Source organism: Galactobacillus timonensis (assembly GCF_900240265.1).
Lineage (GTDB): Bacteria > Bacillota_I > Bacilli_A > Erysipelotrichales > Erysipelotrichaceae > Bulleidia > Bulleidia timonensis.
Map to the genome: position 1 here is coordinate 2,092,475 of NZ_LT964739.1, position 23,312 is coordinate 2,115,786.

A 23,312-nucleotide genomic window follows, 5' to 3' on the forward strand; every position below is an offset into this window, starting at 1 on the left:
AAGATCAGGAAAGGCCCAAGTCAAAGTCATTTGGCCTATTCAGGCAGAGATTGATTCCGGCCACCCAGCCACTGGAAGAATCATATTCTGGAGCCCGGCGGACATCACGCCGGAATAGAACACGAAGCTGTTGAAGCAGCGAATCAGGCGGATCAACCAGCTTCAGGAAAATCCGGAGCTGCACAATGAGCTTATCGAGCCATTTGTTCCAACGGTAAACGGAAGAATCGGAAGGAAGCGAATAACGATCAAGATCCAGATCATTGTCCAGAGCCGATTCGATGGTCTGCACCGAGTAGTGCTTGTAAGGGACAAGGAAATCAGGGAGAACACGGTGATGTCTTCCGTTGGAAGAGACGGCGACAGGAATCCAGATCCAGTAAGAACCTTTTGGCGTTTTAACGCACCTTCTGGCAGTTCCGCAGAATCTCATTGGCAGGCCTGTTTCAGGATCCAAAACAGGTTCGCTGCATTTCATCAAAAATCATTCGGATGATTAGGATGTTTAACAATTTTGTATTGTGAATGTGGTACACTAACCATGGTTTTGGTTACGGGTTCAGAGAGTGCTGGGAAGCTTTGTCTCTGAACCTTTTCCTTTCTATTGATGTCTCTAACCGCATGATAATCGGTAAATTCGAAAAGGAGAAGGCCGTTGTGCCTCCCCATGAGGGTTTACAGCTCTTTAACTCCTCCCGGATCATCAATCCCAGGATTTCTTAGAGGCACCCCCAAACCCCATCTATTTTTAGATAGTCTTTTTTCTGGGCTATGGAAGAGTCTGTTCATGCTTACAGAGGATGGCACCATCTGCTATGATTCACACAGTATGAATTAGTATTTGCTAACTATCACGCACGTTGATCACGCATCTCAACAGTTGCGTGATACCGGATATGAAACAGTCTGGAGGAAAACATCAGAGTTTACGAGTACGGAGCTGAAAGAAAACCAGTCATGATCATGGGGCCGGGATCGTTTTGCCCGGCGTCCGCTCTTCTTCTAGTGGACAGACTGCAGGCAGAGCGTCACATCCTTGCGTTGGACTGCAGCGGGCAATACCCGAACAGTGCTTCGCTTATTTCCATACAGGAGGAAGCGGAAGCTGTACTTCAGGAGATTCAGCGGCGCGGAATCCTCAGCGTGCAAATGGTTTACGGTCAGTCGATGGAAGCGGAGATTGGACTGACGCTCATGCACCTGATGGAGAATGCAGAGATTAGTGTTAAGTCAGCATTCCTTGACGGTATGCCGGCGGGATCCTCCTATGTACTTGAGGGGTTCACTTCAATTCCGGAGCTTTTCTTACGCTCCTGCAAAAGCTTCAGCAGGCTGCCCGTGTGATGAGCGATGAAACAGTACACAACGAGGCCCTCAGCTGCATGCACTTTGCGTTTCCATCCATTTCTGAACAGCTGGAGGAACATACCTTGTTTCTGTATGGACACAAGGAGCCGGCCTGCCGGCTGTTTTTCAAGGATGTTGTAAGAGCATATCCCCTGGCAAGGACGAACTTGATTCCGGGTGAGCCCCATTGCAGTTTCTGCTCAAAAGGCCGGATGAGTATACGGAACTTCTTAAAAGAGTCTGTGAAGAATCTGAGTGATGACAGATTTTTCCGGTGCGTTCATAGCAGCGGGGTCATAATTCTGATGAACTGCTCAGACGCACCTGCAGGAATGCAGGCGAAGGGCAGCCGGAAGAAAAGGGATCCTTCTGATACAATCGGAGTATGGAAAAAGTAAGGAATTTCGAATTTGTCTGCCCCCATTGCAGGAAACGGGGAACGATGGCTGAATATCCCGTCATCGATATGCAGCAATCTCCTGATCTGAAGGAAAGGATCCTGGATGGAAGCCTGTTTTCGTATACCTGCCGTTTCTGCGGCTATACGACGCTGGTGGCGTATGACTGCCTCTATGTTGATGAGGCTGCACACTTATTGATTCATCTTGTTGAGCATGGCGATGACGGTACTGCCGGGAAAGAGGAAAACAGGTATTCGGGATTTCAACTGCGGCGGGTACGTGATCCCAATGAACTGATGGAAAAGATTCTGATCTTTGATGCGGGGCTGGATGATCGGGCTGTTGAGCTGCAGAAGCATCTGCTGATAGATCAGATTCATCAACAGAAACCGGATCTGCAGATTCACGCTCTGTATTTTTCTCCGGAGGATGATGGCTATCAATTTGCCGTACTGAGCGATCAGGGCTTTGAAGGATCGATTCCGATGGAGCGGAATCTGTATAAACAGATCTGTACGCAGGTGCTGCCGGAACTGAATGATCCGGTTGGTAACTATCCCTTCATCAACCAGGGCTGGGCGCAGCTGGTATTTGATGGAATGGATCAGGTAAAGGAGTAAGTATGTTTCGGCTGCTTGTGATATTTGATCTTCCTGCAGATGTGGAGATGGTTGATGCATTGGACGCCGTTCAGCGTCAGCTCGCGGATTCATCACTGATTGTTTCTTCCGAGGCCGGCGCAGATCCACAGCGAAACCGTCTTTCCATCATTGCCGATTTTGCGACTGCCGCGGATGCGGATACCTGGCTGGCAGGAAAAGAGAAGCGCAATATTGATTTTGAACTTTGTGATCCGCAGGAAACGGTGATCTGTTACTACCGCGGTGATTGAATCTGCTTGCCTGATTCCACACAGATTCCTGATTCATTCCCCACGGGCTTCCTATTGCCGCACTATTCTGAAACTGTTTTGAAAGAAGCAGAAAGGAAGTAGTAACGAGAATGAAAAAAAAGTAATGATCAGTTCCATCCTGGCGGCAGGCGGCGATTGTTTCGGCTGCGTTCCTGGTGTTTCCGGCAACCATCCGGTTGTAGAACTGCTACAGAAACACCGTTTCAAGAGGCCAGAAAACAAGAAATATCCCGCAGCAAACGCCACAAAGCATCTCCAGAGCTTTGTGCTTAACGATGGCGTCCTATTCATTGAATTGATTACCGGTGCCGCGGATGGTATGAATCAGACTGCGGTAGGGGCCAAGCTTGCTGCGAAGAAGCTTGATCTGCCAGTCGACGGTACGGTCTGCTTCAAAGAAGTTATATCCCCATATGACATCCAGTATGGTTTCTCTTGAAAGACCGATGCCTTTTTTCCGGGCAGGGTATGCAGGAAGAGCGAATTCCTTGGGCGTAAGCTCTGTTTTGACGCCGTCATACAAGAATGAATATCAGGATTGAAAGCGCTGCCAATCGATTCTAAAATGTTTGAAAAGAGGTTGATCCATGGAAAAATACATCATGGCCATCGACCAGGGGACGACCAGTTCCCGGGCGATTCTGTTTAATCATGACAGTGAACCGATCGCTATGGCCCAGCGCGAGTTCACGCAGCACTTTCCGCAGCCCGGATGGGTGGAACACGATGCCAATGAAATCTGGATGTCTGTTCTCTCCGTCATGGCGTCCTGTCTGCAGCAGGCAGGCATTCAGCCCCAGCAGGTAGCAGGCATCGGCATCACCAATCAGCGTGAGACGACCGTCGTCTGGAACAGAACGACCGGTCTTCCGATTGCCAATGCCATCGTCTGGCAGTCCAGACAGACGGCCGAGATCTGTGATCAGCTGATCCGTGAGGGCTATGATGATCTGGTTCGTTCGCGGACGGGTCTGCGCATTGATCCGTATTTCTCGGCGACAAAGGTGCGCTGGATTCTGGATCATACGCCCAACGGGCAGAAGATGGCTGAAGACGGGGAACTGCTGGCCGGCACGATCGATAGCTGGCTCATCTGGTGTCTGAGCGGCAATCAGGTTCATGCGACGGATTACTCCAACGCCAGCCGTACCATGCTTTACAACATCTATGAAAAGAAATGGGATCCCGATCTTTGTGCAATGCTCAATATTCCCATGAAGATGCTGCCGGAAGTGAAGGACAGCTCTGGGATCTTTGCCTATACGGCGCCCTATCATTTCTTCGGACAGCAGGTTCCGATTTCCGGTGTTGCCGGCGATCAACAGGCAGCTCTCTTCGGGCAGAACTGCTTCCAGGAAGGGGATGTCAAGAATACGTATGGCACTGGGTGCTTCCTGGTCATGAACACAGGTGAGAAACCCCATGTTTCGGAACATGGTCTCTTGACGACAATTGCCTGGGGCTATCAGGGTAAGGTTTCCTATGCCCTGGAAGGATCGGTGTTCGTTGCCGGTTCCGCGATTCAGTGGCTGCGGGATCAGATGTCCTTCTTCCCGAAGTCTTCCGATTCTGAGGCGCTTGCCGAAAGTGCATCGCCGGACAGCGGCGTCATGATGGTTCCGGCATTTGTCGGTCTTGGTGCGCCATATTGGGATGATGCCTGCCGCGGAGCGATTCTCGGCATTACCCGTGGCACCACAAAGGCCGATATAACACGGGCCACCTTGAATTCGCTTGCCTATCAGACGCGTGATGTTCTGCAGGCGATGGAAGATGACTCCCATCGCCGGATCGCTCATCTCAAGGTGGATGGCGGGGCGAGCGCCAATGATTATCTGATGCAGTTTCAAAGTGATCTGCTGCAGACACAGGTTGAGCGGCCGAAGGTTCTGGAAACGACGGCACTTGGCGCGGCGCATCTGGCCGGCCTTGGGGTCGGATTCTGGAAAGGCCTGGATGAGTTCAGTTCCTCGACCGGCTGTATCTGGAATCCGAAGATGGATCAAGAAACGGCGGATCATTTCTACGGGCGATGGCAGAAGGCTGTGGCGGCCGTACGCATGTTCCCGGCGGAAAAAGAGTGACGATGGTCTTCGGCATTTGAATTATTCCATCACAGCGTTATAATAACGGCGTCAAAGGCAATGAACGGGACAAGGTATCCGTTGTTTCCTCTTAAGAGAGAATCCGGCCGGTGCAAGGATTCGGGGAAGATGGAATGCTACTACCCGGGAGCTGTTTCCGAAAGGAATACCGCTGGACCGCGTTACAGTCATTGAGAGTCTGTGCTTTTTCTCTGCACAGGAAACAAGGTGGTACCGCGCTGATGAGGCGTCCTTCGAGAGGTCGGGGGACGCCTTTTATGTCCCTGAAGGAGAATGAAACAGGATGATTAATTTCAAGGAAGACGAGAATCTGAGCGTTCTCAACCACAGCTGTGCCCATCTGATGGCACAGGCTGTCAAGCATCTGTACCCGCAGGCAAAGTTCTGGGTCGGTCCGGTCGTGGAAGAGGGATTCTACTACGATATGGATCTTGGCGATGTGACGCTGACGGATGAGGATCTGCCGAAGATCGAAAAGGAAATGAAGAAGTGCGCCAAGGCGGACAAGCTCATTGTCCGTCATGAGGTGACAAAGGAAGAAGCCCAGGAGATGTTCAAGGACGATCCTTACAAGGAGGATCTGATCAGCCGCATGGAACCGGGTCAGACGATCACGACCTATACGCAGGGCGACTATACGGATCTCTGCCGCGGTCCGCACGTGAAGAGCACGAAACAGTGCCGCTACTTCAAGCTTCTCAAGCATTCCGGAGCCTATTGGAAGGGTGACAAGAACAACAAGGTTCTGCAGCGTGTCTACGGCGTCTGCTTCCCGAGTGAAGAGGAGCTGGATGACTATCTGAAGCAGCTGGAAGAGATGAAGGAGCGTGACCACCGGAAACTGGGCAAGGACATGCAGATGTTCATGTTCTCGGATACGGTCGGTGCCGGTCTTCCGATGTGGCTGCCGAACGGCTTCACGGTCCGCCGCCTGTTGTCGGACTACATCATGGACAAGGAACTGGAGCAGGGCTACATCCATGTCAAGACCCCGTCCGTCGCTTCGACGAAGCTGTATAAGATTTCCGGACATCTGGCACATTACAAGAACGATATGTTCCCGGTTATGGAGCGGGATGGAGAAGATTTCGTCCTGCGCCCGATGAACTGCCCGGAACATATGATCATCTACAAGTCGACGCTGCATTCCTATCGTGATCTGCCGGTACGCATTGCTGAGGTTGCCGATGATTTCCGCTTTGAGGCATCCGGTGCCCTGACGGGTGTTGAGCGTGCCCGTGCCTTTACGCAGAACGATTCCCATATCTTCTGCCGTCCGGACCAGATCGCATCTGAAATCAAGGACGTTACGAAGCTGATTCTTGATGTGTATAAGGATTTTGACTTCAAGGATTATTCCTTCCGTCTGTCCCTGCGCGACAAGAACAATACGGACAAGTACTTCGGCAACGATGAACTGTGGGAGAAGAGTGAAGCAGAGCTTCGTGAAGTGCTCAAGGAAATGGGTGTACCGTACTATGAAGCCGAAGGCGAAGCTGCCTTCTACGGTCCGAAGATCGATGTTCAGGTCCGCTCGGTACTTGGCCACGATGTTACGCTGTCCACGATTCAGCTGGACTATCAGCTTCCGGAACGCTTTGAGCTGGAATATGTAGACAAGGATGGTCAGAAGAAGCGTCCGGTCGTCATTCACCGTGCGATTCTCGGTTCCCTGGACCGCTTCATTGCCTTCCTGCTGGAAGAGACGAAGGGCAATCTGCCGCTGTGGCTTGCGCCGACGCAGGCTGTCATCATTCCGGTTGGACCGGATAATGATGCCCATCTTGCCTATGCAAAGAAGGTTGCGGACCTTCTCCATCAGCACCATATCCGTGCAAAGGTTGACAGCCGCAACGAGAAGCTCGGTTACCGTGTCCGTGAGGCACAGATGTCCAAGACTCCGGTTGAGCTTGTTGTAGGCGACGGTGAAGCCGCTGACAATTCCGTCACGGTTCGCCGCTACGGTTCCAAGGATGCGGTGAAGATGGGGCTGGATGAGTTCCTGAACTCGATGATGCAGGAGATCAATGCCAAGACCATTAACCGCGGCATGGAAGAAAAGTAAGAAAGAATCATGAATTTCAATCCCCGGTGAAGTGCCGGGGATTTTTCTGAACTAGAGGACTGAGCGCGGTATAATGAAAGCGCTTAAAAGGGGATATAACAAATGCCAAAAACAATCGATGTCACTGCTCTCGGCGAGCTTCTGATTGATTTCATACAAAGCGGTACTTCACCGCAGGGCAATCCGCTGTTTGAAGCCAACCCGGGCGGAGCACCGTGCAATGTGCTGGCGATGCTGGCGAAGCTGGGCCATTCGACGGCGTTCATCGGCAAGGTGGGCGATGATGCCTTCGGCAGACAATTGAAGGATGCGATCGCAAAAGAAGGCATTTCCACGGCGGGACTGGTGATGGATGAAGCGGTACCGACGACGCTTTCGCTGGTCCATAAGCTGCCAAACGGGGATCGTGATTTTTCCTTCTATCGCAACCCGGGCGCGGATATGAATCTGAGGGCGGATGAGGTACGGCTGGATCTGATTGAGAATGCGCGCATCTTCCACTTCGGAACCTTATCGATGACACATCCGGGTGTCTATGACGCGACGCGCAGGGCAATTGAGGCTGCGGAAGCTTCCGGCTGCGTGCGTTCCTTTGACCCCAATCTTCGTCCGCCGCTGTGGCCTTCGTTGGATGCGGCACATGAGGCGGTTGACTTTGGCCTGCATCATTGCGATGTTCTCAAGATTTCGGATAACGAAATCCAGTGGTTTACCGGCAAACAGGACTACGAAGAAGGCATTTCGATTCTGCAGAATACCTATTCCATTCCGCTGATTACGCTTTCCATGGGGGCCGTCGGCAGCCGTGCCTATTACGGCAGCGTAAAGGTGGAAGTTCCAGCCTTTCTGCAGAAGAAAACGATCGAGACAACGGGCGCCGGTGATACGTTTGGTGCCTGTGTTCTGCATGGTGTTTTGACCTATGGTCTGAACAATCTTGATGAGGCGAAGCTGATTTCGATTCTGACCTTTGCCAATGCCGCGGCTTCCATTGTTACAACCCGCAAGGGTGCTCTTGCCGTGATGCCGACAGAGGAAGAAGTGAACGAACTGATTGGCGAAAGAAGGTGAGAAGCCATGAAGATGAAACCGGAATGGGATAAGGAGTTTACCGACCGCCTGCGTCCTGTCGAAGATGAGATGCACTGGCTCTACAACGAGCTCTATAACGATGATCATGCCTACGATTACTTTTTGACGATGCTGTGGAACAGTTATCAGGCGCGCTCGAAAGATCTGAGGGCATGGGACCGTAAGCGCATCAAAGCGGGGGACTGGTACAAGTCTTCGAAGATGCTCGGCATGTGCCTGTATACTGATTGCTTTGCAGGGACGATCAAGGGTGTTCAAAAACATCTGGACTACATTCAGGAATGCGGCTTCAACTATCTTCATCTGATGCCGCTGCTTGAATCGCCGAAGGGAAGAAGCGACGGGGGCTATGCGGTATCGGACTTCCGTAAAGTAGAGCCGGAGCTTGGCACGATGGAAGATCTTGCGAAGCTGAACCGTGCCTGCCATAAACGTGGAATTTCGGTATGTCTCGACTTTGTCATGAACCATACCAGTGAGGACCATATCTGGGCGAAGCGTGCAAAGGCGGGGGAAAAGGAATACCAGGACCGTTATTTCTTCTTTGATGACTGGACCATTCCCCGTGCCTTTGAAGAAACGGTTCCCCAGGTGTTTCCTACAACGGCCCCGGGCAACTTCACCTGGTGTCCGGAAGCCAACAAGGTCGTGATGACGACGTTCTATCCGTATCAGTGGGATCTGAACTACCGCAATCCGACCGTGTTCAATGACATGTGCGAAAACATGCTTTATCTCTGCAATCAGGGCGTGGATATCATCCGCCTTGATGCGGTGCCTTATATCTGGAAGACGCTCGGCACAAACTGCCGCAATCTTCCGCAGGTGCATACGCTGGTCAGGATCATGCATATCGCTTCCCAGATCGCTGCGCCGGGGACGCTGCTGCTGGGCGAAGTCGTCATGGAGCCGGATAAGGTTGTTCCCTACTTCGGCACGATTGAAAAGCCGGAGTGTCACATGCTCTATAACGTGACAACAATGGCAAGTACTTGGAACACGGTAGCGACGCGTGATGTACGGCTTCTGCAGCGGCAGATGAACGTGGTGTGCGGACTTCCGAAGCAGTATATGTTTCTGAACTATCTGCGCTGTCACGATGATATCGGCTGGGGGCTGGATTATGACTACCTGGCCCGCTTCGGCATTGAGCAGGTTGCCCATAAGAAGTATCTCAACTCCTTCCTGACGGGGAATTACTGGGGAAGCGATTCGAGAGGTGAGCTGTACAACGATGATCCGCGTCTGGGCGATGCGCGTCTTTGCGGGACGACGGCTTCGCTTTGCGGAACGGAAGCCGCTGTCTATGAGAAGAATGATTTCAAGCTGAAGGCTTCGATTGATCTTGATGTGATGCTGCATGCGTTCCTTCTGACGCAGAGCGGCATTCCGGTGCTGTATTCCGGTGATGAAGTCGGTAAGCTCAATGACTATTCCTATCATCAGGATCCGTTGAAAAAGGACGATTCGCGCTATCTGCACCGCGGAAAATTCGACTGGAATCTGGCGGAGATGCGCAAGGATCCTTCGACGCGGCAGGGGATGCTGTTTGAGCGTCTCATGAAGCTGATTGCGATCCGCAAGGAACATCCGCTGTTTGATGCGTCGGCTGATACCTGGGTGCTGCAGACGAACAATGACTGCGTGCTTGGATTGGGCCGTTATTACGAGGGTGAAAAGCTGCTGGCGCTGTTCAACTTCTCGGAGAATGATCAGACGGCATGGATCAATGAAGGTGAGACCTATACGGATCTGATCAGTGGTGAAACGATGGATGCAAAGGCGGTTGCCCTTGGTCCGCATTCCTTCCGCTGGCTGTATCTGAACTACAATGATCCGAAGTTTTCCGGGGAGAAGGAGGAGGCATGAAACTGATCTTCCTCGATATTGACGGGACACTGGTTCCCGCCGGTACCAATGTTCCTCCGGATTCTGCGCTGGCTGCGATTCGCGGTGCGCAGGCGGCCGGCAATCGGGTGTTTCTATGTACGGGGCGCAACTATGCGATGCTGAAGCCGTTGCTGGTGTATGGCTTTGACGGGATGGTGGCTTCGGCCGGCGGGTATGTGATGGCGGGGGATGAGGTTCTTTATGATCAACCGATGCCTGCTGAAGACTATCAGGAAACAGTTTCGTTATTACACAAAAACGGAGTCTTCTGCACGGTTGAGACGAAGAATACGACCTATGGCGATGAGAATCTTTCGGATTTTCTGAGTACGGCAAAAGGGGATAACTCTGAAATTGAGCGGTGGCGGCGTGCCTTGAAGGATCAGCTTGATATCCGTCCGCTGTCGCAATATCAGCAGGAGCCGGTTTACAAGGTTGTGATCATGTGTCAGAACATGGAACAGCTGAAGGAGCCGATGGCGAAGCTTTCGGACCGCTATGAATTTGTGGTTCAGGAAGTTGCTGCCCATGGCGGCTGCATCAATGGTGAGCTGATCAGCCGGGCGTTTGACAAGGGGCGTGGCGTACAACGGATGATGGAGCATTTCCACGTTACGAAGGAAGATACCTACGGCTTTGGCGATTCAATGAATGATCTGGCGATGGTGAAAGCCGTCGGCACTTCGGTCTGCATGGCAAACGGTGCAAAGACGCTTATGAAGCAATGCACACTGACGGTTCCATCTGTTGATGAAGATGGACTTGCGTTTGGCTTCAAACAGCTTGGGCTGTTGAAATAATTTAAGGAGAAGGGGATTTTGTATGGCATTGGATTATCGCAAGTGTGCTGAAGAGATCTTTTCACATCTCGGGGGCAAAGACAACATTGCGTCCGCCGCTCATTGTGCAACGCGCCTGCGGCTGGTCATCGTTGACAATTCCAAGGTCGATGAAAACGCGATCGAGAATGTTGACGGTGTCAAGGGCGTATTCGAATCAAACGGTCAGCTGCAGATCATCATCGGCACCGGCACCGTAAACAAGGTTTACGATGAGTTCCTTGCCATTACCGGTCTGAGTGCGGCTACAAAGGAAGAGGCGAAGGCGGCGGCTGCCAAGCAGATGCCGGTCTGGAAACAGGTGCTCAAAGCACTTGGCGATGTATTTGTTCCGATTCTGCCGGCGATCGTTGCTTCAGGTCTGATGATGGGCCTTGTGGAGGCTCTCGGTAAGGCGATTCCGGGCTTCTCGGCTACAGACTGGTACAGCTTCCTCGATATGGTCGCCAATACGGCATTTGCGTATCTTCCGGTGCTGGTTGCGATTTCGGCTGCCAAGGTCTTCGGGGGCAACGTCTATCTGGGTGCAGTCATCGGCCTGTTGATGATTCACTCGAATCTGATCAATGCATGGGCTGTCGCCAGCTATGAGGGTACGATTCCGGTCTGGCATCTATTGGGCTTCAGCGTACGTCAGGTCGGCTATCAGGGACACGTCATACCGGTCATCATAGCGGTATGGCTCATGTGCAGGATCGAAAACTGGCTGCACAAGCACATTCCGGAGATGATCGATCTCTTCGTGGTGCCGCTGGTAACGGTTCTGGTTACGGCTCTGTTAACCTTCTGCATTATTGGTCCGATCTTCTCGACGCTTGAAAACTGGGTTCTTGCCGGTGCGCAGATCCTGGTCAAGAATCCGTTCGGCGCGGCGGCGATGGGTGCTCTGTATCCATGGACGGTTGTCATGGGTCTGCACCATATGTACAACATCATCGAAGCTGGCATGTTGACGAGTGCGGGTCTGAATACATGGATGCCGATTGCTTCGGCGGCGAACTTTGCGCAGTTCGGTGCGTGCCTTGCGGTCGGTCTGCGTACGCATGACAATAAGCTGAAGCAGGTTGCCATTCCTTCTTCGCTGTCTGCTTCGCTTGGTATTACGGAGCCGGCGATCTTCGGTGTCAACCTGCGTCTGTTCAAGCCGTTTATTGCCGGCATGATCGGCGGCGCGGTCGGTTCGCTGTTTGCGGCCTTCTCCGGCATCGGAGCAACGGCCTACGGTGTCACCGGCATTCCGGGCTATCTCACCATCAATCGGCCGCTGGTTTACACGATTCTGCTTGCCATCTCCGGCGGTGTCGGATTTGTTCTGACCAACATTCTCTACAAGGAGGATCCGGAAAAGGAAGATCCGGAAGGCAAGGAACTCGATTCGCTGGATGAACAGTCAGCGGCAGCTTCTTCGATTCCGGATGCGACCGTGATCACGACGGAAAAGGGAACGGTTACGGCTCCGGTTGCAGGTACAGTCGTTGCAGCTTCCAAGATCCCGGATCCGATGTTTGCACAGGAAACCATGGGACCAAGCATCGGCATTGAACCGACGGACGGTGTTGTCTATGCGCCGTTTGACGGCACGGTACTGATGGTGTTCCCGACGAATCACGCGGTTGGCTTACGCTCTGACAGTGGTATGGAAGTTCTGATCCATGTCGGTGTTGATACTGTAAACATGAACGGTGACGGCTTTGAAAGCTTCGTAAAGCAGGACGATGCCGTCAAGAAGGGACAGAAGCTTCTGACCTTCGATCGCAAGAAGATCAAAGAGGCAGGCCATCCGGATACGGTCATCGTTGCGCTGACCAACGGTGCTGAATTCCAGAACATCACGAAGGCAGCCTGATTCTTCCTGACAGGGAAAGAAAGATAGCAAAGAACAAAACATTCTGCACATCCGCAAAAAAAGCGGTGTGAAGAATGTTTTTTTGTGTAACTGCGTCTGCATGTATGATTTCCTGCATGATCCATGTCCTCGTCCTCTGCGTTGATGGCTATATTCCTGTATGTTTACTCAATTGGCTTAATTATCCGCGAATTTACTAAATTGTGTAGGCAAACCGGCTTCTTGTGAAATATAATAACTGAAGTCACAAAAGTAAGCGCTTCCATTTTATTCGATACCGGTAATTGTTTGAGCAGCATATGAAACTGTGTTCACTTCCGGTATAATTATCAATCAGATAGATATTCATTTCACAACCATTGAAGGAGATCATTGGAGAACAGTTATGGAGAAATTGAATCAGGCATCATTGGCGAAGATTCAGACAATTGTTGCGGCGCACAAGGATGAGCCGGGCCCTGTCATCGTCATGCTGCACGAGGTGCAGGATACCTTCGGGTACATTCCCTTTGAAGCGATGAAGGAGATCGCCGAAGCTACGGGAACAAGTGTAGCTGAAGTCTATGGCGTTGTCTGCTTCTATGCCCAGTTTACGACGCAGCCGAAAGGCCGTCACGTCATCAATGTGTGCCTCGGAACTGCCTGCTATGTAAAAGGATCACAGGCTTTGATCGATGAAGCCATCAAAATGACCGGTGCCACGATCAACGGGACAAGCGAAGACGGCATGTTCTCACTGGATGCGACGCGCTGCCTTGGAGCCTGCGGACTTGCGCCGGTGTGTGTTATTGACGGTGCCGTTCACGGCAACTGCACCATTGCTGTTCTTGATAATGAAATCAACCGTATCCGTGCCCAGGAGGGTATGCTGGCATGAAGCTCGCCGAGGTCAGGAAACTGACGGGGGCTTCACCGCTTTCACCGCCTGCCAATGATGACAACTGTGAAGTTCACTCGGCATTTGCTTCGGATCTGATGAGCGATGCGCTGCGGATGATCGGCGACCAGTCGGAAGAGACAATGCTGGTCACGGGTCTATGCAATCCGCAGATACTCAAGACCGCTGAAATGCTTGATGTGCACGTCATTCTCCTGGTGCGTGGCAAGCAGCCGCAGGCAGATCTTGAAGCTCTTCTGAAGACGACGGATATTGCTGTACTTGGAACGGATCTTACGATGTATGAAGCCTGCGGACGGCTGTATGAAGGCGGATTGAAGGGATTGCAATGATTGTTCTGCATCAGACATGGAGTGTGGAGCGCGACGACTACGCGCATGCCGGTGATGCAAGCATGGCAATCAAGAGTGTTCTGAGCCAGGTTGGAATTCCTGCTCCGCTATTGCGAAGGATCGGAATCTGCTGCTACGAAGCCGAGATCAATATGATCATCCATGCCTATGGCGGCGTCATCACTCTTGATGTGGATGATCAGGGTCATCTGCAGCTGGTGTTCCGTGATCCGGGCCCGGGCATTGCCGACATTTCCCTGGCCATGACGCCCGGCTGGTCGACTGCCTCTGAAAAAGCAAGAGAAATGGGCTTCGGCGCCGGCATGGGCCTGGTCAACATTAAAGATCAGGCAGATACCTTCGACCTGCAGTCTTCACCTGCAGGGACGATTCTTACTATTGGTTTTCAGGTGAATGGATGACATTGAAAACAACAGTTACCTATACATTATCGCGATGTGTCAAGTGCCTGCGTTGTATACAAAGCTGTCCAACGTCTGCTTTGAGCATGCAGAACAACCGGATCCGGATCGATCAGAATCTGTGTCTCAACTGCGGCCAGTGCATCCGTACCTGCCAGTCCAAGGGCCTCAGCGCCCAGGGCAGTACGCTTGCCGATATCACGAATTATGATCTGACTGTCTGTCTTGTTCCATCCGCATTTACGACCCGGTGCTCCTCTGGCTTTGAGGCGCGGCAGATGTTCTATGCTCTCAAAAAGATCGGGTTTGATGAAGTCGTTGATTTATCGCCCTATGAGGGAAGAATCCATGACGAATTTGTTACGGCAGCATCCACGGAACTCGGGACATCGATTACATCCTTCTGCCCCGTGATCAACCGGCTGATCCAGCTGCAGTATCCCATACTTGCAGAAGCACAGGCGGCGCTACGCTATCCTTCGGAAGCCGCTGCCCGTGACCTTCGTCAGCGCATGAAAGGGCAGGGAACCGTTGGAATCTTCCTGCTCTGTGAATGTGAAGCAAAGCTTGCCCTGGCAAAATATCCCTACGGAAACAGTGAATACGAAGTGGACCACGCCATGTCCTCCGTCGATCTGATGCCGGTGCTGCGGAAACATCTGAGTGAAGGTGTCGATGAACTGACCCTCTGCCCCCAAGGGCTGCTGACGGCAAATCCTTCCCAGTTGGAAGATGATACGGACTTTCTGGTCGTGGACGGGCTTGAGCGCTGCGGCAGCGTGCTGTCCATGCTGGAATTCAATCAGCTTCCCATGTACCGGGGCATGGAACTGTATGCCTGTGCCAATGGCTGTATCGGCGGCCATCTACTCTGGGGCAACAGCTATGCGGCGAGGAAGAATACGTCCGTTTTGATCAATGATCTGAGGCATAAGGAAACCGCAGTTCTTTCTTCCTCTGCTCTGCATGTGTCAGAGAAGGCGTTTTTCACTTCCGATACGCGCACCTTTCAAGAGAAGCTTGCCGCCTTTCAGAAGATCCAGCAGATCCTGGAACAGCTGCCCGGCTTTGACTGCAGCGCCTGCGGTTTTCAGACCTGCCGCAAGATGGCGGAAATGATCGTTGAAGGCAAACGTACGCTGAATGACTGCCGTGTTCTTGCGGCAGAGAACAATCCAAAGGAGGATTCCGCATGAACGTTGGACAGCTGATTGAAAAAACGGGGTGGACATTGGTTTGCGGCGACGTGGACAAAGAAATCCGCGGCGGCTGGTGTGGAGACCTGCTGAGCCGCGTGATGGGTAGCGGACCCCTCGGAAGTGCCTGGATCACGGTGCAGGCACACCGCAACGTCATTGCGGTCGCATCGCTGCGTGAATTTGCCTGCGTCATCTTTGCGGAGGGAGTAAAGCCTGATGAGGCTCTGGTCAATCTGGCCAAACAGGAACATGTGACGCTGATCGTCAGTCCGCTGTCCATCTATGAGACGGCGAAAGCCATGGCCGCTCTCGGGATCTGATGCATTACGATCTCCACATTCACAGCTGCCTGTCTCCATGTGCCGATGATTCGATGACGCCGCACAATATCTGCAACATGGCAAAGATCAAAGGTCTCGATCTGATCGCCGTGACGGATCATAACAGCATGCGCCAGCAGAAGATGGTCTTGGAAGCTGCGAAACAGTGCGGCATCCGCATCCTGTATGGCGTCGAGATGCAGAGCCTTGAAGAAGTACACTGCCTGGCTTATTTCAACAGTCTTAAGCAGGTGGATGCCTTCCAGAAGTGGATCGATAAACATCTGCCTGCGGTTGCCAATGATCCCAACTGGTTCGGTCATCAGATCATCTGCGATGAAGATGATGAACCGGAAGCGTACGAGCAGCGCCTGTTGCTGGTGTCGCTGGATTGCGACCTGTCGGCCTGTGTCAGTGCCGTGCACCGGCTGGGCGGAGTTGCGGTAGCTGCCCATGTCATGGGCAGAGAAAACTCCGTAATGACGCAGCTTGGCTTCCTGCCGCAGAATCTTGCGTTTGATGGTCTTGAAACCAGGAATGAAGAGGAGAGAACGGAAATGATACGGCTTCATCCATGGCTGAAGGATCGTGACTGCCTGTGGCTTATCAACTCGGATGCCCATCAGCTGATCGATATCAGTGAGGCACAGTATTCTCTTTCCGGATCTGCTGCAGAAAGGCTGGGAGTTCAGAATGCTTGAAGATCTTTCGATGGGAATCTGGGAGCTGGTCAATAACAGCATCGCCGCCGGCGCCAGGAACATTGACATTTCGCTGCTTGCCGACAGGGACCGTGACCGGCTGGCGCTAACGGTCAAAGATGATGGCTGCGGCATGAGTCCCCAGCTGGCAAAGAAGGTGCTCGATCCCTTTACGACAACCCGCCGCACGCGGCGCGTCGGCATGGGTACGTCGCTTCTCGAGGAAACATGCACGCAATGCGGCGGAGAAATGAGCGTAGACAGCGCCCCCGGCAAAGGAACATTGATTGTCTGTACCTTTTGTGCCAGCAGCATTGATCTTCCACCGTTAGGAAACATTGGCGAAGTGATGATGGCTGCCGTTCAGGCAAACCGGCAGATCCGTTACCTGCTGCGTGTTGGGCGTGACGGGAAGCAGTTTGTGTTTGATTCAAAGGAAATTGCGGATCAGCTTGGCGGCGTGCCGCTCGATGATCCGGCCGTACTTTTATGGATACGGGATTATATCAATCAGGAAGTTCAGAACATCAAGGAGGATGGGTTATGAAAAGTGTTGCAGATCTGATCCGGATGCGGGACGAAGCCAGAAAGAAGGTGGACCTGCGTGAAGGAGACAAGGACTACCGCGTCGTCGTCGGCATGGCGACCTGCGGAATCGCAGCCGGCGCAAGGCCGGTACTCAACCGGCTCGTCGAAGAAACGGCGGCGCACGATTACAACTGCATCGTGACGCAGACCGGCTGTATCGGCATGTGCAGCTACGAGCCGATCGTCGAAGTATACGGCAAGGATGGCAGCCATACGACCTATGTCCACATGACGCCCGACAAGGCCGCCAGAGTTCTGGAAGAACATGTCGGCCATGGCACAGTCGTCGAAGAATATACCGTCGATGCGGCCCGCAGGAAAGAGGGGAACTGACGCATGTACCGGATGAATGTCATGTGCTGTGCCGGCACCGGATGCACAGCCTCAAAGTCAGGACAGATCTACGACAACTTTATTGAAACGCTGAAGCGCTATGGCCTGGAAGATGAAGTCAAGGTCGTTAAGACCGGATGCTTCGGCCTGTGCCAGAAGGGACCGATCGTCGCCATCTACCCGGACAAAATCTACTATTGCCATGTGAAGCCGGAAGACGTGGAACGCATTGTTTCGGAGCACATCTACAAGGGCCGTGTCGTCACGGATCTGCAGCTGTCGGATGAAGACCTCCATACCCATGAAAAGATCCTCGACATTGACAAGATCAAGTTCTACGAAAAGCAGCAGCGCATCGTTCTGCGCAATTGCGGCAAGATCAACCCGGAAGACATCACGGAATACATTGCCGTCGATGGCTATCAGGCCCTTGGCAAGGCACTGACGGAAATGACGCCGCAGCAGGTCATCGATGAAATCAAAGCATCGGGACTGCGCGGCCGCGGCGGTGCCGGCTTCCCGACCGGCGTCAAGTGGCAGTTTGAAAAAGATCAGCCCGGCGATGAGAAGTATGTCATCTGCAACGCGGATGAGGGCGATCCGGGCGCATTCATGGACCGCTCCCTTCTGGAAGGGGATCCGCATGCGGTGCTGGAAGGCATGGCGATCATGGGATATGCGGTCGGCGCCCATAAGGGTTACATCTATATCCGTGCCGAATATCCGATTGCGGTTCAGCGTCTGAAGATCGCGATCAAGCAGGCGGAGGATTACGGACTGCTTGGCAGGAACATTCTTGGTTCAGGCTTTGACTTTGATATCGAGATCCGCCTTGGTGCAGGCGCCTTTGTCTGCGGCGAAGAAACGGCTCTGATCGCCTCCATTGAAGGTCAGCGCGGCATGCCCCGTCCCAAGCCTCCGTTCCCTGCGGTGTGCGGCGTCTGGGGCAAGCCGACGAGCATCAACAACGTCGAAACACTCGGCAATATTGCCCAGATCCTTCTGCATGGTGCCAACTGGTTCGCTTCCATCGGTACCGAAAAGTCCAAGGGAACCAAGGTCTTCGCCCTCGGCGGCAAGATCAAGAACACGGGTCTTGTCGAGGTTCCGATGGGCACGACGCTGCGCGAGATCATTTACGAGATCGGCGGCGGATGCCCTAACGGAAAGGAATTCAAGGCAGTACAGACTGGCGGTCCTTCGGGCGGCTGTCTGACCGAGAAGGAACTGGATACGCCGATCGACTATGACAACCTGATCGCGGCGGGCTCCATGATGGGATCGGGCGGCATGATTGTCCTCGATGAGGACAGCTGCATGGTCGATGTTGCCAAGTTCTATATGGAATTCATCGTTGACGAGTCATGCGGAAAATGTACGCCGTGCCGCGTCGGTACCAAGCGTCTGCTGGAGATGCTGACGGCGATTACCGAAGGCAAAGGCACCATGGAAATGCTCGATGAGATGGAGAAGCTGTGCTACGAGATCAAGGATACGGCTCTGTGCGGACTTGGTCAGACGGCACCGAACCCGATTCTCTCGACCCTTCATCATTTCCGGGATGAATACGTAGCTCATATTGTTGACAAGCACTGCCCGGCAGGCGTATGCAAGGCGCTGCTGACCTATCAGATCAATCCGGATCTCTGCCGCAAGTGCTCGCTGTGTTCGCGCAGCTGCCCGGTCGGCGCCATCAGCGGAGAGCCCGGCAGGACGGCATATCATATCGATACCACCAAGTGCATCAAATGCGGTTCGTGCATGACATCGTGCCGCTTCGGCGCAGTCAGCCGCAGCTAAGGAGGGAAGACCATGACAGAGGTACATCTGAAAATTGACGGCCGTGTCGTAACGGCGCAGAAGGGTGACACGGTTCTGACCGCCGCCCGCAATGCCGGTATTCATATTCCTACCCTGTGCTATCTCAAGGGAATCAATGAGAGCGGCAACTGCCGCGTCTGCCTGGTGGAAGTCAAGAAGGCACGGACACTGTTAAGTGCCTGCACGACACCTGTCAGCGAAGGCATGGAGGTATTGACCCACAGTGAGCGTGTCCTGGAAGGAAGACGCAACACCGTGGAACTGATGATCTCAAACCATAATATGGACTGCCTCCACTGCATTCGTGATCAGAACTGTGAGCTGCAGAAGCTGGCCAGGGATCTTGGCGTGCGTGATACGAAGTTTTCCGGCGAACATACGCAGCCTGCCTACGATGATTTCAGCTATGGCATTGTCCGTGACACAAGCAAGTGCGTTCTGTGTCAGCGGTGCATCGAGACGTGCCGCAAGGTGCAGGGACTGGGAATCCTGGGCCTGGAGAACCGCGGTTTCAAGACCATCGTTGCCCCGGTCTTCAATTCATCGATGGCCGATGTCGACTGCATGCAGTGCGGTCAGTGTGTCATTAATTGTCCGGTTGGTGCATTAGCGGAAAAGGAAAATATCCGTGATGTGATCCAGGCCCTCAATGATCCAAAGAAGATCGTCGTCGTGCAGACGGCGCCGGCGGTACGGGCATCCCTTGGCGAAGAGTTCGGCATGCCGATCGGTACGCGCGTCACCGGTAAGATGGTTGCGGCTCTGCACCGGTGCGGATTCGACCGTGTGTATGATACGAACTTCGGCGCGGATCTGACGATCATGGAGGAAGGCAACGAGCTTCTGGAGCGGCTGAATCATGGCGGCGTTCTGCCGATGTTTACGTCCTGTTCGCCAGGCTGGGTGCGCTACATGGAATACGAGTATCCCCAGCTTCTGCCGCACCTTTCGACATCAAAGTCTCCGCATATGATGTTCGGCGCGATCGTGAAATCGTACTGGGCGAAGCTGCATGGCATTGACCCGAAGGACATCTTCGTTGTCAGTATCATGCCCTGCATTGCCAAGAAATCCGAGATCAAGCGTCCCGAGTGCAAAACAGCAGCCTATACCGATGTTGATGCGGTGCTGACGACCCGTGAATGTGCGCGTCTGATCCGTATGTTCGGCATCGACTTTGCCGACCTGCCGGATGAGGAATTTGACCCCGATCTGCTTGGCGACTATACGGGTGCCGGCGTCATCTTCGGTGCTTCCGGGGGCGTAATGGAAGCCGCCTTGCGGACCGTGAAGCAGAAGCTGGAAGGAAAGAAGCTTGAGAAGGTAGACTTCCTGGAGTGTCGTGGCATGCAGGGCGTCAAGGAGGCCGAGATTGAGATCGCCGGTCAGAAGATGTGGATCGCGATCACTTCATCCATGACCGCTGCAAAGCCGCTGCTGGAGGAAGTGAAGAACGGCACCTCGAAGTATACGTTCATTGAGGTTATGGGCTGCCCGGGCGGCTGTATCAACGGCGGCGGCCAGAGCATCGTTCCCAGCTCCATCAAGAACGGGAAGCTCGGTATGGGCTACAAGGAATTGCGCATGAAGGCTCTTTATGATGAAGATGTAGAGATGCCGCTGCGGGTATCGAGCGATAATCCGCAGATTCAGGAGCTTTACAGCAAATACCTTGGACAGCCGGGCAGTGAGAAGGCTGAACAGCTGCTTCATACGTCCTATTCCAGAAAAGAAAAGTTCCCGAAACTCGATGCTTGAGTTGAGAAAGGCAAACTAAAAAGCATACCGGAACGGAGAAATCAGTCTCCATAGATTCCGGTATGCTTTTTCAGACATTCGCGTATGATGCGGAAGGTTTCGTCTTCGCCTTTTTCGGCAAGCATCGTTAACATGCCTTCCAGTTCGCGCTCCGTTCTCTTTGCCAGCAGTCCGCCTTCCCTGACGCGCTGGAAGTAGGCCAGGGGAGCGTCGTTGGTGTATGCCTCTTTCTTGTAGGTCTTACTGGCGGCGATGCGGTCGCAGAACGATTCGACGATGTACTTTTCAGGCATTTCCATGGGAACCCATCTGCCTTTGATGCAGTCGGTCCAGTATTCCCAATGGTGCTTGTTATGGCCTTTGTGATGGAGCCAGCCGGGGGCGATGCCGTACAGTTCCTTTTCATAGGCATAGGGGGAACGGTTGCCCTGGAAGTAACGGACGGAAGGGATGAATTCCTGCGGACTGTATTTGGAAAGGTCATGGACCAGACCCTGCCAATAGAGGCCGCAGCGGAAACAGTATTTCCGTACCAGGGCACGATGATGGTGGACTGTGGCAAGATGTCCCCAGAAACGTTTCCAGAGTGATGGCTGAACTGTGTTATCCATGCAAAAAATTTTAGACAACTTGGATTGGCAATGCAATTGAAAAGCAAGTGCGGTACAATACAACGCGTTTGTTAAGATTCGATGCTAAAATAACCATCAGGAGGGATACCGTGGATCATAAAGTCGACCGTAAAAAAGACCGTGAAAAGGCAATGATTGCCGTGTATCAGAATCTGATCATGCCGCGGGATGTGCAGGAACTCCTGGATGACAATTTCACCGCAGAGGAACAGGAAGGTGATCCGTATATCATGCAGGTCGTGAAGCAGTCCATCGCCAACATGGATCGCTATCACGGATACATTGACAAGGTTCTCGACGATTGGTCGTTTGATCGGCTTGGCTATGTGGAGCAGGCGATTCTTTTGAACGGATGCGCGGAGTTCGATCTGAAGCAGATCGAAGCTGCCGTCATCATCAATGAATACATTGAGCTTGCAAAGCGGTTCTGTGAACCGGATTCCTACAAACTGATCAACGGCGTACTCGATCGGGTATGAGTGAGAAGGCTGTCAGTGTTTCAGCTCTTGTACGTTATCTGAAAGGGAAAATCGACTCTGATGCGCGTCTTCAGGGTCTTTTAATCGAAGGCGAAATATCCAACTTCAAGCCCTACAACAGCGGACACTGGTACTTTTCACTCAAGGATTCCTATGCCCAGATCCGCTGCGTCATGTTCGCTTCCTATAATCGCCGCACAGCCTTTCGCCCCAAAGACGGTGACAAGGTAATTGTCCGTGCCCATGCGACGGTATATGAGGGCCGCGGCGAGCTTCAGGTCATGGTTGTATCGATGACGCCGGCCGGAATCGGTGATCTTTATCTTCAGTTTGAGCAGCTGAAGAAGAAGCTGGCTGCGGAAGGTCTGTTTGATGAGGCCCATAAGAAGCCGCTGGTGCGCTATCCGTTTCGTATTGCGCTGGTGACAGGGAAAAATACGGCAGCCCGTGCCGATGTGCTCAATACGCTCGGCCGCCGCTGGCCGGTTGCCAGAATCGATGAATATCCTGTCCTTGTGCAGGGCACCGAAAGTGCGGGACAGATCATTGCGGCGTTACAATTGATCGATACCAGAGGCTATGATGTCATTCTTCTTGTCCGGGGCGGCGGATCGATCGAGGATCTTTGGTCGTTCAACGATGAGCAGCTTGCCCGCACGATCTATGCCCTGAAAACGCCGATCGTTACCGGAGTTGGTCATGAGGTGGACTTTACGATCGTCGACTTTGTCAGCGATCGCCGGGCACCGACACCGACCGGAGCTGCAGAAGTATGTGCACCGAATCTTGCGGATGTTCTGCAGGATCTTGAAATCAAAAAACAGCGGATGAACCAGGCGGTACAGGTACGCATGGCTAAGGAGGAGGAACATCTCCGTGTGCTGAAGAGTTCGGCGGTATTTACGGATCCTACCCGTCTCTATGCGCAGCAGGAGCTGCAGCTGCAGGCTGTCAGTGAACAGTTCATGCGCCAGCTTCATGGAAAGACCGCCGGCCTGAAGGCAGAGATGCAGGTGCTGGCGGCCCGTATGGAGACTGCTGTGCAGGCATCCACCGCTGATCGGAAGCTGGAAGTGGAACAGATCCGCCAGCGTATGGACAGTGCGGTAAATCTGCGGGATCAGATGGAACAGAAGAATCTTGCCGGTGCGGCAAAGCTGCTGGATGCGTATTCGCCACTCAAGGTTCTGGATCGTGGCTATGCGATCGTTCAGAACGAAAGCGGCGTTATGAAAACAAGTAAAGGGATTCAGCCCGGGGATGATGTACATATTCGTCTTGCCGAGGGCGGATTTCAGGCAAAGGTATCGGCAGTAGATAAGGAAGGGTGA

The 23,312-nt window shown here is 53.0% G+C and carries 23 protein-coding genes and 1 other annotated feature; of the genes, 20 read left to right on the forward strand and 3 right to left on the reverse strand.

Features of this window, described 5'->3' with window-relative positions; all coding sequences use genetic code 11:
- Positions 1 to 4: 4 nt before the first annotated feature.
- Entirely contained in the window at positions 5 to 478 is a 474-nt protein-coding gene (locus tag C1714_RS09915; protein WP_135567918.1) for a DUF6431 domain-containing protein, read from the reverse strand.
- Between the two features lie 1,254 nt (positions 479 to 1,732).
- Between C1714_RS09915 and C1714_RS09935 the strand changes: the two genes are divergently transcribed.
- Positions 1,733 to 2,368 (forward strand): CpXC domain-containing protein, encoded by a 636-nt coding sequence (locus tag C1714_RS09935; protein WP_102343019.1) that lies wholly within the window; start codon positions 1,733 to 1,735, stop codon positions 2,366 to 2,368.
- Positions 2,369 to 2,370: 2 nt separating this feature from the next.
- Positions 2,371 to 2,640 carry a hypothetical protein gene (locus tag C1714_RS09940; protein WP_102343020.1) on the forward strand — a complete coding sequence of 90 codons (270 nt, stop codon included), beginning with the start codon at positions 2,371 to 2,373 and terminating at the stop codon, positions 2,638 to 2,640.
- Positions 2,641 to 2,944: 304 nt separating this feature from the next.
- Here the strand turns inward: C1714_RS09940 and C1714_RS14685 are convergent, their stop codons facing one another.
- Complete coding sequence (locus C1714_RS14685; RefSeq protein WP_102343021.1) at positions 2,945 to 3,184, reverse strand: winged helix-turn-helix domain-containing protein; 240 nt, start codon at positions 3,182 to 3,184, stop codon at positions 2,945 to 2,947.
- 64 nt (positions 3,185 to 3,248) lie between these two features.
- Between C1714_RS14685 and glpK the strand changes: the two genes are divergently transcribed.
- From glpK to C1714_RS10025, 16 genes are all read left to right on the forward strand, one after another.
- Complete coding sequence (glpK, locus tag C1714_RS09950; protein ID WP_102343022.1) at positions 3,249 to 4,745, forward strand: glycerol kinase GlpK; 1,497 nt, start codon at positions 3,249 to 3,251, stop codon at positions 4,743 to 4,745.
- A 51-nt stretch (positions 4,746 to 4,796) separates the two neighbouring features.
- Positions 4,797 to 5,003 (forward strand) — a binding site (T-box leader).
- Between the two features lie 46 nt (positions 5,004 to 5,049).
- The gene (gene thrS / locus C1714_RS09955) at positions 5,050 to 6,831 is read left to right on the forward strand and encodes a threonine--tRNA ligase (RefSeq protein WP_102343023.1); all 1,782 of its coding nucleotides are present in this window, start codon (positions 5,050 to 5,052) and stop codon (positions 6,829 to 6,831) included.
- A gap of 102 nt (positions 6,832 to 6,933) precedes the next feature.
- The gene (locus C1714_RS09960; protein ID WP_102343024.1) at positions 6,934 to 7,902 is read left to right on the forward strand and encodes a carbohydrate kinase family protein; all 969 of its coding nucleotides are present in this window, start codon (positions 6,934 to 6,936) and stop codon (positions 7,900 to 7,902) included.
- Positions 7,903 to 7,908: 6 nt separating this feature from the next.
- Entirely contained in the window at positions 7,909 to 9,792 is a 1,884-nt protein-coding gene (locus C1714_RS09965; RefSeq protein WP_102343025.1) for an alpha-amylase family glycosyl hydrolase, read from the forward strand.
- Positions 9,789 to 10,613 carry an HAD family hydrolase gene (locus C1714_RS09970; protein ID WP_102343026.1) on the forward strand — a complete coding sequence of 275 codons (825 nt, stop codon included), beginning with the start codon at positions 9,789 to 9,791 and terminating at the stop codon, positions 10,611 to 10,613. Before C1714_RS09965 ends, C1714_RS09970 begins: the two co-directional genes overlap by 4 nt.
- A 22-nt stretch (positions 10,614 to 10,635) precedes the next feature.
- Positions 10,636 to 12,498 carry a PTS sucrose transporter subunit IIABC gene (locus tag C1714_RS09975; protein ID WP_102343027.1) on the forward strand — a complete coding sequence of 621 codons (1,863 nt, stop codon included), beginning with the start codon at positions 10,636 to 10,638 and terminating at the stop codon, positions 12,496 to 12,498.
- 385 nt (positions 12,499 to 12,883) lie between these two features.
- Positions 12,884 to 13,375 (forward strand): NADH-quinone oxidoreductase subunit NuoE family protein, encoded by a 492-nt coding sequence (locus C1714_RS09980; protein ID WP_102343028.1) that lies wholly within the window; start codon positions 12,884 to 12,886, stop codon positions 13,373 to 13,375.
- On the forward strand, positions 13,372 to 13,728 hold the full coding sequence (locus tag C1714_RS09985; protein ID WP_102343029.1) for a hypothetical protein: 357 nt from the start codon (positions 13,372 to 13,374) through the stop codon (positions 13,726 to 13,728). The genes C1714_RS09980 and C1714_RS09985 overlap by 4 nt, the downstream gene beginning before the upstream one ends.
- Positions 13,725 to 14,150 carry an ATP-binding protein gene (locus C1714_RS09990; protein ID WP_245305095.1) on the forward strand — a complete coding sequence of 142 codons (426 nt, stop codon included), beginning with the start codon at positions 13,725 to 13,727 and terminating at the stop codon, positions 14,148 to 14,150. Before C1714_RS09985 ends, C1714_RS09990 begins: the two co-directional genes overlap by 4 nt.
- Positions 14,147 to 15,346 (forward strand): [Fe-Fe] hydrogenase large subunit C-terminal domain-containing protein, encoded by a 1,200-nt coding sequence (locus C1714_RS09995; protein ID WP_102343030.1) that lies wholly within the window; start codon positions 14,147 to 14,149, stop codon positions 15,344 to 15,346. Before C1714_RS09990 ends, C1714_RS09995 begins: the two co-directional genes overlap by 4 nt.
- Complete coding sequence (locus C1714_RS10000) at positions 15,343 to 15,669, forward strand: DRTGG domain-containing protein (protein ID WP_102343031.1); 327 nt, start codon at positions 15,343 to 15,345, stop codon at positions 15,667 to 15,669. Before C1714_RS09995 ends, C1714_RS10000 begins: the two co-directional genes overlap by 4 nt.
- Complete coding sequence (locus tag C1714_RS10005) at positions 15,669 to 16,370, forward strand: PHP domain-containing protein (RefSeq protein WP_102343032.1); 702 nt, start codon at positions 15,669 to 15,671, stop codon at positions 16,368 to 16,370. Before C1714_RS10000 ends, C1714_RS10005 begins: the two co-directional genes overlap by 1 nt.
- Complete coding sequence (locus C1714_RS10010) at positions 16,363 to 16,917, forward strand: ATP-binding protein (RefSeq protein ID WP_102343033.1); 555 nt, start codon at positions 16,363 to 16,365, stop codon at positions 16,915 to 16,917. Before C1714_RS10005 ends, C1714_RS10010 begins: the two co-directional genes overlap by 8 nt.
- Positions 16,914 to 17,291 carry a (2Fe-2S) ferredoxin domain-containing protein gene (locus tag C1714_RS10015; RefSeq protein WP_102343034.1) on the forward strand — a complete coding sequence of 126 codons (378 nt, stop codon included), beginning with the start codon at positions 16,914 to 16,916 and terminating at the stop codon, positions 17,289 to 17,291. Before C1714_RS10010 ends, C1714_RS10015 begins: the two co-directional genes overlap by 4 nt.
- Positions 17,292 to 17,294: 3 nt before the next feature.
- Positions 17,295 to 19,091 (forward strand): NADH-quinone oxidoreductase subunit NuoF, encoded by a 1,797-nt coding sequence (gene nuoF, locus C1714_RS10020; RefSeq protein ID WP_102343035.1) that lies wholly within the window; start codon positions 17,295 to 17,297, stop codon positions 19,089 to 19,091.
- Between the two features lie 12 nt (positions 19,092 to 19,103).
- Positions 19,104 to 20,870: an NADH-dependent [FeFe] hydrogenase, group A6 gene (locus C1714_RS10025; protein ID WP_102343036.1), complete on the forward strand. Its 1,767-nt coding sequence runs from the start codon at positions 19,104 to 19,106 to the stop codon at positions 20,868 to 20,870.
- Between the two features lie 41 nt (positions 20,871 to 20,911).
- On the opposite strand, the gene C1714_RS10030 is transcribed toward C1714_RS10025, so the two are convergent.
- Positions 20,912 to 21,481, reverse strand: coding sequence for a DUF5662 family protein (locus C1714_RS10030; RefSeq protein ID WP_102343037.1), 570 nt, complete (start codon positions 21,479 to 21,481; stop codon positions 20,912 to 20,914).
- Between the two features lie 110 nt (positions 21,482 to 21,591).
- Between C1714_RS10030 and nusB the strand changes: the two genes are divergently transcribed.
- The gene (gene nusB / locus C1714_RS10035; protein ID WP_102343038.1) at positions 21,592 to 21,981 is read left to right on the forward strand and encodes a transcription antitermination factor NusB; all 390 of its coding nucleotides are present in this window, start codon (positions 21,592 to 21,594) and stop codon (positions 21,979 to 21,981) included.
- Positions 21,978 to 23,312, forward strand: a complete 1,335-nt coding sequence (gene xseA, locus C1714_RS10040) for an exodeoxyribonuclease VII large subunit (protein WP_102343039.1) — start codon at positions 21,978 to 21,980, stop codon at positions 23,310 to 23,312. The genes nusB and xseA overlap by 4 nt, the downstream gene beginning before the upstream one ends.

Excerpts from the sequence above, each read along its gene's own strand:
- C1714_RS09915 (WP_135567918.1), bottom strand. The coding sequence starts at position 478 with ATGAAATGCAGCGAACCTGTTTTGGATCCTGAAACAGGCCTGCCAATG.
- C1714_RS09935 (WP_102343019.1), top strand. The coding sequence starts at position 1,733 with ATGGAAAAAGTAAGGAATTTCGAATTTGTCTGCCCCCATTGCAGGAAA.
- C1714_RS09940 (WP_102343020.1), top strand. The coding sequence starts at position 2,371 with ATGTTTCGGCTGCTTGTGATATTTGATCTTCCTGCAGATGTGGAGATG.
- glpK (WP_102343022.1), top strand. The coding sequence starts at position 3,249 with ATGGAAAAATACATCATGGCCATCGACCAGGGGACGACCAGTTCCCGG.
- thrS (WP_102343023.1), top strand. The coding sequence starts at position 5,050 with ATGATTAATTTCAAGGAAGACGAGAATCTGAGCGTTCTCAACCACAGC.
- C1714_RS09960 (WP_102343024.1), top strand. The coding sequence starts at position 6,934 with ATGCCAAAAACAATCGATGTCACTGCTCTCGGCGAGCTTCTGATTGAT.
- C1714_RS09965 (WP_102343025.1), top strand. The coding sequence starts at position 7,909 with ATGAAGATGAAACCGGAATGGGATAAGGAGTTTACCGACCGCCTGCGT.
- C1714_RS09970 (WP_102343026.1), top strand. The coding sequence starts at position 9,789 with ATGAAACTGATCTTCCTCGATATTGACGGGACACTGGTTCCCGCCGGT.
- C1714_RS09975 (WP_102343027.1), top strand. The coding sequence starts at position 10,636 with ATGGCATTGGATTATCGCAAGTGTGCTGAAGAGATCTTTTCACATCTC.
- C1714_RS09980 (WP_102343028.1), top strand. The coding sequence starts at position 12,884 with ATGGAGAAATTGAATCAGGCATCATTGGCGAAGATTCAGACAATTGTT.
- C1714_RS09985 (WP_102343029.1), top strand. The coding sequence starts at position 13,372 with ATGAAGCTCGCCGAGGTCAGGAAACTGACGGGGGCTTCACCGCTTTCA.
- C1714_RS09990 (WP_245305095.1), top strand. The coding sequence starts at position 13,725 with ATGATTGTTCTGCATCAGACATGGAGTGTGGAGCGCGACGACTACGCG.
- C1714_RS09995 (WP_102343030.1), top strand. The coding sequence starts at position 14,147 with ATGACATTGAAAACAACAGTTACCTATACATTATCGCGATGTGTCAAG.
- C1714_RS10000 (WP_102343031.1), top strand. The coding sequence starts at position 15,343 with ATGAACGTTGGACAGCTGATTGAAAAAACGGGGTGGACATTGGTTTGC.
- C1714_RS10005 (WP_102343032.1), top strand. The coding sequence starts at position 15,669 with ATGCATTACGATCTCCACATTCACAGCTGCCTGTCTCCATGTGCCGAT.
- C1714_RS10010 (WP_102343033.1), top strand. The coding sequence starts at position 16,363 with ATGCTTGAAGATCTTTCGATGGGAATCTGGGAGCTGGTCAATAACAGC.
- C1714_RS10015 (WP_102343034.1), top strand. The coding sequence starts at position 16,914 with ATGAAAAGTGTTGCAGATCTGATCCGGATGCGGGACGAAGCCAGAAAG.
- nuoF (WP_102343035.1), top strand. The coding sequence starts at position 17,295 with ATGTACCGGATGAATGTCATGTGCTGTGCCGGCACCGGATGCACAGCC.
- C1714_RS10025 (WP_102343036.1), top strand. The coding sequence starts at position 19,104 with ATGACAGAGGTACATCTGAAAATTGACGGCCGTGTCGTAACGGCGCAG.
- C1714_RS10030 (WP_102343037.1), bottom strand. The coding sequence starts at position 21,481 with ATGGATAACACAGTTCAGCCATCACTCTGGAAACGTTTCTGGGGACAT.
- xseA (WP_102343039.1), top strand. The coding sequence starts at position 21,978 with ATGAGTGAGAAGGCTGTCAGTGTTTCAGCTCTTGTACGTTATCTGAAA.